2 protein-coding genes are annotated in these 1,033 nt (G+C 56.1%); both read right to left on the bottom strand.

Translation table 11 applies throughout. The features are described from left to right. A partial coding sequence (locus tag N2315_09520; protein MCX7829409.1) for a hypothetical protein occupies positions 1-183 on the bottom strand: 183 nt, incomplete at its 3' end. 137 nt (positions 184-320) lie between these two features. After that, positions 321-1,033 (bottom strand): glycosyl transferase (locus N2315_09515; protein MCX7829408.1); only part of this gene is annotated, 713 nt, incomplete at its 5' end.

Genomic DNA, 1,033 nt, shown 5'->3' with positions numbered 1-1,033 from the left:
GAGTACCAGACGGGTAAGGTTGGCTGGGGCCATAGTTACTATGAGCATGCCATTAACGCGGCCCATCGAGCCCGAGTACGAAAGCTCGTGTTGTTTCACCATGACCCCAATCGGAGCGACCGGCAACTTCAGTATCTTGAAAGCCAGTATCAGAAGATTATAGCGGGGCGCACTTCCCTTCAACTTATGATGGCCCGGGAAGGTCTTGTGGTCCGGGCCGATGAATAGGATCCCCCGTTTATTCCCTCGGGGTAACCCTGTCGGCGGGGAGTGCCGTCATTCAAGAGACTTTACACGGCAGCCTGCCGTAACTTCCCGGTTCAACCCATAACGGCGACTATTTCGTTGGTAGAACCTAACAATTCAGGTCGCACCAGGTTATCCTGGAGTTTTGTACCGTTGAGGTATACCTCTGTAACCCCTTTGCATACCCCCTGCGGGTTTTCTACGCGGATGGTAAGATTCTTACCCCGGAACCGCCGCTCCACGGTAAAGCCCTTCCACTGAGAGGGGATACAGGGATCGATGCGAAGCCCCTCATATTCGGGCCGAATGCCGAGGATGTACTGGGTAAGGCTGTAGTAAGTCCAGGCTGCCGCCCCGGTAAGCCAGGATACCCGGGTGTTCCCTGGCCGCGGTGAATAGATGGAATAGGTGGTTTGGGCCTGAACGTAGGGCTCGCTCTGCCGGATTTCTGCCCGGTCATTATAGGCCGCGGGCAAGGCCGCTTTACAATAGGCATAGGCCTGCTCCCCATGGCCAAGCAGGGTCTCCGCGATGATTCCCCAGCCCTGGGTATGGTTAAAGATCCCCGCATTTTCTTTTATACCCTGCAGGAATACCACCGCCCGCATGACATCCACCGTGGTTTTCCTAAAGGGCGGGGCACAGAGCATAAGCCCATATGGGGTGGCAAGCTTTTCTTTTACCGTGGCCATGGCCTTCTCTGCCTGCTCTGGGGTGGCGGCCCCCGAAATTACCGCCCATACCTGGGTATTGAGGTATACCTGGCCTTCTTCGTAGTCCCTGGTCC

Origin of the sequence: Thermanaerothrix sp., assembly GCA_026417795.1 — a bacterium.
Taxonomy (GTDB): domain Bacteria; phylum Synergistota; class Synergistia; order Synergistales; family Synergistaceae; genus Thermanaerovibrio.
Note: the sequence above shows the minus strand (reverse complement) of the source record. Positions and strands in the feature narration are given on the sequence as shown.